This window comes from Bartonella sp. AC130YNZD (assembly GCF_042196865.1).
GTDB lineage: Bacteria > Pseudomonadota > Alphaproteobacteria > Rhizobiales > Rhizobiaceae > Bartonella.
The window spans coordinates 180,714-192,692 of sequence record NZ_JBHIQZ010000001.1 but is presented as its reverse complement, the minus strand read 5'-3'; the positions used below and the strand labels follow the sequence as shown (position 1 = coordinate 192,692).

Sequence of the window (11,979 nt, the reverse complement as noted above, 5' to 3'; positions counted from 1 at the left end):
TTTTTTATTTATTTTTAAGAATATTGATTGCGTTGGAAAGATTAAGATAGGCTTTGATAGGCAAATGATCTGAAGCAATGCGTGCAAGTGGTGAATAATGATTTTCAATACTTGTTACCAATTGGTGGGGAAAAGAAAAAACTCTATCAAGGGCTAACAAAGGAAAACGAGAGGGAAAGCTTGGTACAACTTCAAAAGTGCTATCAAAATAGGGAGAAAAATGATTTAAAGATGAGCCTTTTCCCATTCGCCATTCATTGAAATCTCCAATGAGGAGTGTAGGCATAAGGGAGCGTTTTTGGAAAATTTCAAGGAGCATTTTTGTTTGTTGTTTACGAGAGTAACGTAATAAGCCAAAATGAGCCGCAATAATACGAATAGGGCCTGCTGCCATTTCCAACTCTACAATTACAGCCCCACGTGGTTCAATACTAGGAAGAGTGACTTGTAAAGTATCACGTACATATCCCTTTCGCAAAAAAAGAGCATTCCCATGCCAACCATGGCCATGAGGTGACATAGTATTAAGAGGTACAGGAATCAAACCGGTTTCAGCTTTTAATAGCTGAAGATTAATCAAACCGATGCGTTCCCCAAAACGTTTATCTGCTTCTTGAAGAGCAAGGATGTCAACTTGTAATTCAGTAATAACACGGACAATTCTTGTAGGATTAAAAACTTTATCAACACCTACACATTTATGCACATTATAGGAAGCAACGGTCAGATCATAATTACTATTTTGATTGACGATGTTTGATTGATGATGAGAGCGGCTGTGAGTTGTATTTAAAAGGGAGCTATGGAGTTTTTGTTGGATAAAACCGGTAAACCAAGGGAATTTTTGCTTATAAGGGATTTTTGTCATTTTGCGAAAAGAATAGTTTCTAAGAAGCAGAGGGTAAAGATTTACACTAAAAACAAAAGAACCTTGTTTCTAAAAGAAACAAGGTTCTTTAATTAAGTAATGATTTTTGCAATCAATCACGGTTTGAGCCAAGAAACTGTAGCAAGAAGACAAACATATTGATGAAATCAAGATAAAGATTCAGCGCGCCCATAATAACTTTACGTCCTCTGGTATCGCTTTCATCTCCTTCATAATACATCAACTTAATGCTCTGGGTATCGTAGGCTGTTAAACCAGCAAAGATAAAAACACCAATCACAGAGATAGCAAACTGCAAAGCGCTTGATCCAAGAAAAATGTTCACAATCATGGAAAGCAACAAGCCGATCAATCCAATGAATAAGAATGAACCGATTGCTGTGAGATCACGCTTTGTTGTGTATCCATAAAGTGAAAGAGCTCCAAAAGTTGCGGCGGAAATGACAAAAGTTTGCACAACACTTTCTGTCGTATAGCGCAAAACGATTGAAGACAGTGAAAGACCAACCAGAGCAGCATAACCAAAAAAGAGACTACGAGCAGCATTTGTGCTCAATGTATTAATTTTAAAACTGAGAAATAAGACTGCTATGAGTGGTGCAAACATAACAATATAAGAGAATGGCGATGTATAAAATGTTACTCCAAATGGTGTTAGATAAACACTGCTATTGATTTGAGCTGCTGCTTGGCTCATATCTGTTGTCGTTGCTAATGATACAATTGCATAAGCGGCAGCAGCTGTAATAAGCAAACCAATGGCCATTGCATTGTAGACACCCAACATATAGTCGCGTAATCCCTGATCAATTGATGCATCGGCATGAGAAGCAGGTGCCGAACGTAAATCTTTAAAATTAGCCATAATATAAAATCCTTTAGCATATGTTCTGTCAGGTATAGGGCTTTAAAGGTGTCTCTGTCATTACACAGATAAGCTTGGTATAAGCCTTAATTAGGCAAATACAAAAACCCTTAAGAATCACTGACAGAATTCCAGCATATATGCTCTTATTATGGAGATTTATTTAAAAATTACAAGAGATTTATATGAAGAAGGAACCTTACAAATTGGTAAGGAAATAGTTCATTTTAATAAAAAATATTTCCATTTTTTGCCATATTTTTGCAAGATAAAAAGACTACACTTAAAAACTTTTCTATTGTTCACAGAAACTATGTAATACAATCCCTTATAAAATATTCACTATTTTTGCGTTTATGAGAAGAGCGGCAAGTATCATCACACTATTTTCAACCTCCAATATTGCATCTGTTTTGCACGGTTATAAGAGCTATTGAATTGGATTTTTATATAAATATTGATGTATAATGATAAATTGTCTTTTTGAATGCTAAATGATACTCCGAATATCGCAAGATTCTCTGGTTGAAAATCTGTTCATATTAAATAAATCAAGATTATTGATTTGCTTGTGTCTTACAAGAGACATGGTTTTAATGGATTCAACATGAACAGATTCCAAATAAAAGAGATTTAGGATAGTAAGGGCTTTTATTCAATATGAAAAACGGTAATTTATATTTATAATCAATATGTTGTTTTAACAAGACACCATTGAAAATAGTTGAAAAAATGTTTTTTATTAAACAATATATAAAATAAAAAAGGAGAGTTTTTAAACGAAGCACTTAAGAAAGGCTCTGTAAAAGCGATATCTGTAAAAACTAAAAAACATACGAAAAGCAATTGTTCTAATCAAATAAACAGAACTTCAAATGCTGTGAAATGTCTCCTCAAAAATTGTGATGTAGGACACATGGATAAAAAATATTGATTCTATTTGGGTTCATTTCTTTTGCACTAACTAAGTGTAGAAATGTAAAGTTGGAAAGAAAGTAAGATCTTATAGTCCCATGAAGAGAAACACGTGAAATGACGAGCAACAAGAATTGATTAAGAGAAATCAATGTGTAATCAGACTTGTGATGGTCAATAATCTCTGTTTTCTAAGGCACTGAACATATCAATGAGAAGATGCACTATTGGAATGACGCCTTGCTTTCATCCAAGTACGCAATTCTTCAATAAGGATGGCAATAACACCGAGAGTGATAAAACTATCTGCAAGGTTGAAAATAGCAAAATAAAAAATATCATCAATATGAAAAAGTATATAATCAGTGACATGATGAAAGCGAATACGATCAATGAGATTGCCGATGGCTCCCCCAATAATAAGAATAAGACCAAAGCGCATTAAAGACTTATTATATTCAGTATTTTTCCATAACCATAGAAGAAAGATAATCACAATGATCGTGATGGCGATGATTCCCCACTGAGAAAAGGAAGAAAAAAACGAAAATGCAATGCCAGAATTGCGCACATGATAAAGGGAAAGAAAAGGAATAAGCGAAATTTCTGTTCCTAAAGGCATATTGTGCATAACCCAGTATTTGACAGCTTGATCAAGTACTACTGTAAAAGCCAAGCCCAAGAGAAGAAAAGGGAGTGATTTACGAATCATGTTTTTCCTCACATGGTTCCAGTATTAAATAGGGGCGACGGATTTCATAAAGCATAACAGCTGTTGCTACAGCTAGATTAAGCGAGTCTGCTCGTCCGCTTTGTGGAATACGCGTAAGTTTATCACACCGATTCGTAAGAAGATCTGATAATCCCTGTTTTTCATTTCCCATTAAAAGGATAATAGGGCCATTTTTGAAGTCAAGTGTGCGATAATCCAGAGAACCTTTGAGGTGTGTTCCAACAATCATACCTTTAAAGTGAGAAGACCAGTTTAAAAAGCCGTTTTCATCAAAACGATAAAGTGGTACAGAGAAAATAGATCCCATGGTTGCACGGACTGTTTCAGGCGAGAAAGGGTCTGTTGTCTCGCCAATTAAAATAACACCTTTAGCACCTACAGCATCAGCTGTTCGAATAATGGTACCAAGGTTTCCAGGATCACGTACACGATCAAGCGCGATGTAAACATCTTTAATCTGCCCTTTTATCATTTCAAAAGAGTGCCATTTTTGCTTGAAAATACCAATAACTGTTTGTGGATTATCGCGTCGGGTAAGTGATTCCATAACCTTTTGTGAGGCTTTAATAACAAAACCACCGTTGGCTACAGCACGTGCAGCAGTATTTTCGATAGTAGCATTACCGATTTCACTTTTAGAAAAAATAAGCGTCTGTATTGTCCAGCCAAGATTGAGAGCATCAATGACCAATTTCAATCCTTCTGCCATGAAAAGACCTTCTCTATTACGGTTTTTCTTTTGGCTAAGTGCTTTAAGATTTTTTATGATGGGGTTGCTAAGAGAGGTAACTTCTTTCACTCTACCAGTTTTGGGTCTACACATATTCAAGCAATCCAACGGCTAAAAAGAGAAGTAGAAAGAGCACGTCCTGCAACTTCTTCACGCAAAATGAGTTCTCCTGATTCGACCGTACCACCAAGATTTACAAATGCATCACGCATTAAAGCATGAAGTGCAAAGAAGGAAGCACGAATAGAATAAGCTGTAAGGACAACAGAGAGCGGTTTATCAGAGAGAAGTTTACGACAATTTGTGATCATAGCGGGTAAATGATCAAACAGTTGCCAAATTTCACCATGGGGTCCACGCCCATAGGCAGGGGGATCAAGAAGAATCATATCATAGCTTTTCTTACGACGCAGTTCACGCTCGACAAATTTCATAGCATCATCGCAAATCCAGCGAATAGAATGATCTGGTAATCCTGCTCTTTCTTGATTAGCTTTTGCCCACGCAATGGCTTTTTTAGAAGCATCAACATGGGTAACATTCGCACCCGCTCGTGTTCCAATCAAAGAGGCAATACCTGTATAGCCAAAAAGATTCAACAATTTTATAGGGCGTTCGGCTTTAACAATTTGTTCTTCCATAGAGCGCCAATGGGCATCTTGTTCAGGAAAAACCCCCACATGACGAAAGGAAGTAAAACGGCCTAGAAAAGACAATCCATTCCAAGCAAGAGCCCATGTTTCATCAAGTGGCTTTTTAGGAAAATGCCAACGCCCAACCCCTTCTTCATCAAGGTTTCCTGTGAAAATAGCATCAACATCAGCCCATTGTTTTTGTGGTAAAGCGGGTTTCCATAGTGCTTGACCTTCTGGTCGAATAATGCGGTAAGCTCCATAACGTTCTAATTTTTGTCCATGACCAGAATCAATGAGAGCATAGTTTTCGCTTATACCCGTTTCTAAAATAAGGGGCAGCTTTTCCTGCGGATATCTATTGAATTGAAAGCATTGTGCGGGCATGTTTTGTATCACGGTATATGAGGTATAAAAATATATTATAAAGCTCTTAAATGTTTCGTAAAAGTGCAAAAAAGCTAAAGTCAATTAAAACATGTATAAAAAAAGAAAAAGAGCACTTTTAACTCTGTACTGAATATAAAATACAGAGAGAAAAGATTTCATTTAAATACCATTACACCAGATTTGTGATAGATGTTTTCAATTTTTCAATCTCGGCTTTACTTTTTTTGAGAGCTTTTTTGTATTTGTGATAGGAAAACCAACTGATCAGATTTCCTAATAAAATACCAAAAACAAAGAAAATAAAGAGCCATATAAAGAGGGGAGCATGATAAGTAAAACTTTCAGGATTTGCTCGAAAAGGATCAAGGGTTAACGGAACCATTTGACGATTAGCCACGATAAAAACAATCAAAACCGCTGCGAGAATCACACCGATACTTGTTAGAAGAATACGTTTAATTATCATAAGTTTCTCACTGATTAAGACGGTCGCGTAAATCCTTGCCAGTTTTAAAAAAAGGAATCCACTTTTCTTCAACAGAAACGGCTTCACCTGTTCGTGGATTACGTCCATTACGGGCTGAACGGCTTTTTACAGAAAAAGCTCCAAATCCACGAAGTTCAACGCGATTGCCATTTGCAAGTGCTGTTGCAATTTCCTCAAAAATAGCGTTTACAATATTCTCCACATCCCGTTGAAAAAGATGCGGGTTATGACGAGCGATAATTTGCACAAGCTCTGATTTTACCACAATAGCCTCACTTTCACACAAAAAAATTTTGTAATTGTGCACTCCATGCATATTACAATATATAAACGGATAAAAGCAAAATAAAATCAAGAAAAAACAAATTGCAAGAAACAAAATTTGAAAATACCTTCTATAAAGGGTATACAGATTAAAAATGCGGAGGATTTAAGAGATCAGGAGAGTATGTCCGTACACAATCATTATAAAGCCTTTTCAACGCGATCATCTTTTGGAGATGTTTTAAAAAAAGCATCCCATCATTCGCGTCGCATTAGCATATTAAAATTTTTTTTACCTCTCTTAGCGTTGATTTCAGCGCTGGTTTTTTGCTGGTTTACGTTTTTCTTGGTTCCCGTTACTTCTGATTCTATGCCTTTGAATAATAGAGAAAGTGGCGTGATGAATTTGACGATGCTCAATCCAAAATTAGAAGGGTATACGCGTGCTCATGAACCTTATTGGCTTAAAGCAGAAAAGGCATTTCAAGACCATACACACGCTGGAATGATTGGGTTGCAAAACATTACAGCTAGAGCATTTATGGGCCAACAAAGACAGGTTTTTCTTTCAGCACAAGGGGGGGTTTACGATAACATTAATGGTTTTTTACAGTTGGATAAGCCATTCACGATTACGACGAATGATGGGATGATGGTACAATTTATGTCAGCTAGTATTAACTTATCCGAGGGACAGTTAAAAACAGATCAACGTGTTAATATTCAGCAAGCCGGTTTGAATCTTGCCGCAAACGCCTTACAAATTCGAGAAAAAGGAAAAAACATATATTTTCATGGTGGTGTGCATTTAGTGCTTCAAAAGCAATAACGCAATATCAATACAAATCTTTAAAGGATATTTATAAAGAGAAGTATGTGTATATACAAACAGAAGAATTGAAATAATGAAATCGTACAAAAGATGGATAGGTATGATATTGGCTTTTAGCATGGGAATGTTAGGAGAAGGAGCAGTTTTAGGATATGCTGAAGTGGCTCATTTTGGAATAAGTCTATCAAGCGACAAAGAACCAGTAGAACTTCATGCAGATTCTTTGGAAATACGTGATAAAGAAGGGATAGCGCTTTTTAAGGGTGATGTTTCAGTGGTGCAAGGTGAACGTCTTTTAAGAACGGCAGAATTAGTTGTTTACTACGATAAAGCATATAAAGAAATTGATAAAAACAAGGAAGATACAAAGGCATCATCTGTTTCTTTATTTGGTTCGTCGAGTATACAAAAAATGGAAGCTTTAGGAAAAGTTTATATAAAAATTGCTACGCAAGTTGCTACGGGTGATAAAGGCGTTTTTGATGGAAAGTCAAAAATGATGAGTTTGACAGGGAATCATGTTGTGTTAACTGATGGTGACAATGTGGCAACGGGGTGCAAACTAACGGCAAATATGGAAAGCGGAAAGGCTTTTTTAGAAGGTTGTGAGACGCCTAAGAAAAAAGGTCGTGTTTCTATTATTTTAAAACAAAATCAAAAGAATGGCCATTAAGATTTCATGTTTGGAATCAAAAGAAAAAAACAGACCGATAGGTATAATCTTGAAAGTGAAGCTTCAAAAAATCCCTTAAAAGGGACCTTGATTGCCAGTAATTTGATTAAAGTTTATCGAGGAAGACGAACTGTTAATGGTGTTTCTTTTGGTATTCGTACGGGAGAAGCCGTTGGCATTTTAGGGCCCAATGGGGCAGGTAAAACAACTTGTTTTTATATGGTGACAGGGCTTATAAAATCTGATGGAGGATCCATTAAAATTGATGGATTTGATATTACGCATCTTCCGATGTATCGACGTGCGCGTTTAGGTATTGGATATCTTCCACAGGAAGCGTCTATTTTTCGTGGTCTTTCAGTAGAAAATAACATTAAAGCTGTTTTAGAGGTCGTTGAAAAAGATCGCCTTAAACAACGTGAAGAGTTAGATAGCCTTTTACATGAATTTAAAATTGATCATTTACGTAAAATGTCTGCACTTTCGTTATCTGGAGGTGAACGTCGGCGACTTGAAATTGCGCGCGCTTTAGCTTCTCGTCCCCATTTTATGTTACTTGATGAACCATTTGCAGGAATTGATCCTATCGCTATTTTCGATATTCAACAACTTATTCGTCATTTAACGAGGCGTGGCATTGGTGTTTTAATAACGGATCATAATGTGCGTGAGACATTAGGGCTTGTCGATCGCGCTTATATTATTCATACAGGACGGGTGTTAGTTCACGGTTGTCCTAACGATATTATCAACAACGTTGATGTACGCAGAATTTATTTGGGAAATCAGTTTTCTCTTTGATTTTACAGCTTTCACGAGTTTCCGTTTAAGTTTAACCAAACATTATTACTGAAAATCTCCTTATTTATGCCAAAACTTCTTTTATGACTATAACCTTAATGTTGTTATTGAGTGGTGAAAAAGGCTTCATCATTAGAGGTTAGTTTGTTGTTTTATAAGTTTAGCTTACTCATAATTGTATTATAAAAAAGATATCACTAGATTAACGTGATAATGAGTGATAAACGAAGCGCTCAATAAATGCGTGTGTTATTGAAAGGTAAGAGATATTTATCATATTTTTCTCTGTCGAATCAAATAATATATCGATGATGCTGTTTTAGGTATTTTGATGGGAGCACCGGTTTATATATTGCGGTTATTCAATAGGAGTTGTCGTATTTTATTGGTTTATATGGCCTATTTGAAAATAGGAGCTTGGCTACAGATATCAGGCTAAATCTATAAATCTTTTAAAATAATCATTAAATTTCTAAAAATCTTTATATTCTTGTTATAAGTCGATGTTCAAGCTATACAGTAATTTTCAAAGTAAAGGTCCATTTTGCTCAGTATGCTTTTCATCTTAATTTAAGGGCTCATTTTTAAAGAAAGAAAAACTCTGATGGCGGATTATACATCAACTCTTATGACAAGTTTAATAAATTTATGAATAATGGCCTTTTCTAGAGTCGTAAGGAAATTAACTTTATGAACAACTTCATTTGTTTGGTTTCTCATGCCGTTAATGATGATCTGAATACTATTTATTATTGTTTTAGAAGTGATATGAGATGTATTGAGCCATCACCCATTATAAATTGAAAAGTAAAAACACATGCGATGTTGCGAAAAGTGAAAGAACATTAAGTATCTATAGCGTTTATAGGTTTATTGATGAGCATTTTAGCGTGTAAGAGGAAAATTAAAGTATGAATTTGAGTGAGTTAATAGCACCGGAAGCGATCATTCCGGCTCTTAATGCTAATTCGAAAAAACAGGTTCTGCAAATTTTAGCCGAAAAAGCTTCCAAGCTAACAGGTCTTAGTGAGCATGTGATTTTTGATGTTGTTTTACAACGCGAGAAGCTTGGTTCAACGGGTTTGGGTGGAGGTATTGCGATTCCTCATGGAAAATTACCTGATATTAATCGGATCATTGGTATATTTGCACGTCTTGAAAGTCCTGTTGATTTTGAAGCTCTTGACGACGAACCTATAGATCTCGTTTTTCTCCTTTTAGCACCTGAAAATGCTGGTGCAGATCACTTAAAAGCTTTATCACAGATCGCACGTGTTTTGCGTCACACTGATGTTGTACAAAAGTTGCGCAGTACGCATAATGCCAATGCGCTTTATGCTTTATTGATTCAGACTTCAGAATCAAATGCAGCTTAAAAGTTATTATGAGCGTATAAATTGCGAAGTATGCACTACAGAGCGTAGGAAATAATATAATTTGCATCTTAAGACTAATAACAAAAGGTTATGTCATGAGATTTAAGAAAATCACTTCTAAGTGAACCTTCTTTTTAAAGAGCAAGCAACAAAAACGAAGGGCTTGTCCTTTCTTGTTCTCGTATATTAAAGCATCTAATTATTATGTTCGTGGATTCTTTTATCCTGTTATACTGTAAAAACACTATCATTTGAGATATGGTGAGATAAATTCTGTAAGTCTTCTTAATATATTAAGTGCTTTTAGAGTACGTGGTAAATATTTTTAAGCAGGACTTGTCTGTAGAGACTTTAGTTAAGTGAATCACATGAGTGGGAAGAAAAGATGAGACCGCTCGACAAGAATCCAAACTTTTTCAGTCCAGATTGGATTAAGAATCTTCGTCCTTTGAAAGCGGGAAGAAATAAACAGAAAAGTTTATTTGTGCATTGAATTTTTTTGTAAGTTGAGTTTGAGTGTTTAGGGATAATATTTTAATGCTCAAGAAAAAATAAGAGATATATTGTATCTTCAGTATAGCAAGATATTGATTTTAAATATAATTCACTATTTCGCATGTTGGATGAGAGATCCGAATATTGTAAAATTCTCTCATTCCAAACTTGTTTATGTTGAATCAATCAAAACCATTTCCTTGCACGTTGTAAACGGAATTAGCGTGTGGATAAAAACTGTACAAGAAAGGGGTAAAAATGCTTCCTATGAATCGTCTCAAGTATCGAGAATTGTAGCAAAACATTGGGAGCTGGAAAATAGTGTTATGGTGCCAGCTTTCTTCTTCACAAGTGGAGAGATCAACTATTTTATAGATATGATTTAGATGTCTGCTGTTGTATAGAGCTCATGCTAAAGAACAATTTTGTACGGTAAGAATGAAAATTATACCTTTAGGTTGGGTGAAAGAGTTTTTATGCATAGGAAGATTTATTTAAGTGTCTTTAATTGATTAAAATATTGTTTAAAAAACGGTAATGTTAGAACTGCTATAGAAAAAAGTTTTATATTTCTTTTTATAAATTACTTAGAAATAAGATAAGGAGACTTTCCCAAAGAATTCTTAAGAAGTTTTTTATAACAGAAAGAAAAATATCGTCTAATACATTAAAATAATACGATTAAGCTATTATAAGCTACTAAAATCATTTTAGAAATTAATAATTGGAGATGAAATATATAGGGAAATAAGATCAAAAGAAACAAAGTTGTATGTGATTATTGAGATAGAATCTAAATTCTTTATGTTTTATTATTAATATCTTGATAATATTTTATTATTTTTACAAGGTATTTTGAAGATTGAGAAAAAGTGTTATCGGGACGATATTGAATACGAAATATGAATGCACTATAATGAGTAAAAGATGGAGTATTTTGCGAACATAAATGTATTGAATGCATAAAGTCGAGAAGTGATATTCGTAAGGCGATTAAGCTTTTTTGCGGGGAGTCCGGGGTGTATTTTCAAAATTTTGCATCAGATTGCTTGTGATATAAAGAGTATGGTTTATTTCTTAACAGAGTGATGGTATATTTTCATCTCGTTTTGAAGTTTTATAGCTTAAAGAAATCATTTTTTATACAAAAACGAAATAAGTAGCGTAAAATGAAGATATTATTTTTTAATGTGGTTATTGAATAAGAAGTTTATGTTTTGGTAATGATTAAAAGGTCACAATGAAACGTAGAAATCTATTTTGATTAGTATGAAAATATTTCGCTTATTGAAGGAATTAGGACAATAACACATGAATATCGAGGAGTTTTTGTTGAATTTTTCTAATGAAGAAAATCTTGTTAGAGACTAAAGAAGTGAGCTAAATGAAGATGTTTGAAAAGACTGTTATTGCTGCATCTGTAATGGTTCTTGTTACAGCGGGAGTGGCATATGCACAAACGCCAAGCCGTTTAAATCAATTTGAAGCGTGGGGAGCCTATTCTTATAAATCGCCCAAAAATACGATTTGCTATGTGTTATCGGTACCTTTGAAGGCTCTTCCAACGACAGTTAATCATGGTGATAACTTTTTCTTGGTTACCAAGCGTTCTCATTCACCTATTTCGTTTGAACCGCAGTTTATGGCTGGTTATACCCTTCAAGAAGGGTCGAGAGTGACAGTGACCATTGGAGGTAAGGACTTTGATTTTTTCACGAAAGATTCCTCAGCTTGGCTGGCGTCATCAGAGCTAGAAAAGCAGCTTGTTTCTGCTATGCGTGCTGGAAGCAATATGACAGTGCAAGCGATATCAAAACGAGGAACGCATACCACTTATACTTATTCCTTAAAAGGGGTCACTGCTGCATTAAACGCAGCTCAAAAGTGCCATTAAGGT

The 11,979-nt window shown here is 35.1% G+C and carries 12 protein-coding genes; 5 read left to right on the top strand and 7 right to left on the bottom strand.

All coding sequences use genetic code 11. From position 1 onward, the window contains the following. Positions 1-4: 4 nt before the first annotated feature. The 7 genes from ACFINU_RS00700 to ihfB all read right to left on the bottom strand — a co-directional run bounded on the left by ACFINU_RS00700 (position 5) and on the right by ihfB (position 5,906). Positions 5-868, bottom strand: coding sequence for an endonuclease/exonuclease/phosphatase family protein (locus ACFINU_RS00700; RefSeq protein ID WP_375617457.1), 864 nt, complete (start codon positions 866-868; stop codon positions 5-7). A gap of 112 nt (positions 869-980) precedes the next feature. Further along, complete coding sequence (locus ACFINU_RS00695; RefSeq protein ID WP_375611347.1) at positions 981-1,754, bottom strand: Bax inhibitor-1/YccA family protein; 774 nt, start codon at positions 1,752-1,754, stop codon at positions 981-983. 1,123 nt (positions 1,755-2,877) lie between these two features. Further along, positions 2,878-3,381 (bottom strand): signal peptidase II, encoded by a 504-nt coding sequence (gene lspA / locus ACFINU_RS00690; protein WP_375617458.1) that lies wholly within the window; start codon positions 3,379-3,381, stop codon positions 2,878-2,880. Further along, a complete protein-coding gene (locus ACFINU_RS00685) occupies positions 3,371-4,225 on the bottom strand; it encodes a TrmH family RNA methyltransferase (RefSeq protein ID WP_375617459.1) in 855 nt (284 codons plus the stop codon). The genes lspA and ACFINU_RS00685 overlap by 11 nt, the downstream gene beginning before the upstream one ends. 2 nt (positions 4,226-4,227) lie before the next feature. Then, positions 4,228-5,151, bottom strand: coding sequence for a class I SAM-dependent methyltransferase (locus ACFINU_RS00680; protein ID WP_375617460.1), 924 nt, complete (start codon positions 5,149-5,151; stop codon positions 4,228-4,230). 172 nt (positions 5,152-5,323) lie between these two features. After that, positions 5,324-5,620, bottom strand: coding sequence for a lipopolysaccharide assembly protein LapA domain-containing protein (locus tag ACFINU_RS00675; RefSeq protein ID WP_375617461.1), 297 nt, complete (start codon positions 5,618-5,620; stop codon positions 5,324-5,326). A 7-nt stretch (positions 5,621-5,627) separates the two neighbouring features. Next, positions 5,628-5,906, bottom strand: coding sequence for an integration host factor subunit beta (gene ihfB / locus ACFINU_RS00670; protein ID WP_273790186.1), 279 nt, complete (start codon positions 5,904-5,906; stop codon positions 5,628-5,630). A gap of 183 nt (positions 5,907-6,089) precedes the next feature. Between ihfB and lptC the strand changes: the two genes are divergently transcribed. The 5 genes from lptC to ACFINU_RS00645 all read left to right on the top strand — a co-directional run bounded on the left by lptC (position 6,090) and on the right by ACFINU_RS00645 (position 11,976). Then, positions 6,090-6,734 carry an LPS export ABC transporter periplasmic protein LptC gene (lptC, locus tag ACFINU_RS00665; protein WP_375617462.1) on the top strand — a complete coding sequence of 215 codons (645 nt, stop codon included), beginning with the start codon at positions 6,090-6,092 and terminating at the stop codon, positions 6,732-6,734. 76 nt (positions 6,735-6,810) lie between these two features. Next, entirely contained in the window at positions 6,811-7,410 is a 600-nt protein-coding gene (locus tag ACFINU_RS00660; RefSeq protein ID WP_375617463.1) for an LptA/OstA family protein, read from the top strand. A 6-nt stretch (positions 7,411-7,416) separates the two neighbouring features. Continuing rightward, on the top strand, positions 7,417-8,211 hold the full coding sequence (gene lptB, locus ACFINU_RS00655; protein ID WP_012754448.1) for an LPS export ABC transporter ATP-binding protein: 795 nt from the start codon (positions 7,417-7,419) through the stop codon (positions 8,209-8,211). A gap of 911 nt (positions 8,212-9,122) precedes the next feature. After that, the gene (gene ptsN / locus ACFINU_RS00650; RefSeq protein ID WP_375606109.1) at positions 9,123-9,587 is read left to right on the top strand and encodes a PTS IIA-like nitrogen regulatory protein PtsN; all 465 of its coding nucleotides are present in this window, start codon (positions 9,123-9,125) and stop codon (positions 9,585-9,587) included. Between the two features lie 1,885 nt (positions 9,588-11,472). Continuing rightward, positions 11,473-11,976: an invasion associated locus B family protein gene (locus ACFINU_RS00645; RefSeq protein WP_375611465.1), complete on the top strand. Its 504-nt coding sequence runs from the start codon at positions 11,473-11,475 to the stop codon at positions 11,974-11,976. Positions 11,977-11,979: the final 3 nt, after the last annotated feature.